Source organism: Thalassobellus citreus, from assembly GCF_044385915.1.
Classification (GTDB): Bacteria; Bacteroidota; Bacteroidia; order Flavobacteriales; family Flavobacteriaceae; genus Thalassobellus; species Thalassobellus citreus.
The window spans coordinates 1-341 of the sequence record NZ_JBISCC010000114.1 but is presented as its reverse complement, the minus strand read 5'-3'; the positions used below and the strand labels follow the sequence as shown (position 1 = coordinate 341).

Annotated in this window: 1 protein-coding gene; it reads right to left on the bottom strand. The window is 35.8% G+C overall.

Annotated features, from left to right (window positions below):
• Positions 1-341: peptidase associated/transthyretin-like domain-containing protein (locus ACH5TX_RS03220; RefSeq protein ID WP_439338105.1), on the bottom strand; the 341-nt coding region annotated here is incomplete at both ends.

The following is a 341-nucleotide window of genomic DNA, read 5'->3' as shown; positions in this document are numbered from 1 at the left end:
GTTTGATTAGAAAGGGTAAGCGATTGATAACAATCCGCTTCAAATAAAATATCGTAAGTACCAGCTTTTACAGGTCTGTAAAAATCACCATCATTAGCATCAGAAAAGGTATGCGAACCATAGGCATCATGACCAACAAGCGTAACAGTTGCCTGAATAGGTGTATTTGTATTGGCATCTTTAACAACACCTCTAAAACCGTAAGTACCTTGAGTTAAGTAGTCTAATAACGCATCACGGTTATAAAGCCAGTAATTAACTAATTGACTTTCAGGAAGAATTTTAGTATCGGAAAGCTCAATAGTAACCTCTTTACATTGTTGGTAAGCATTCATGTAATC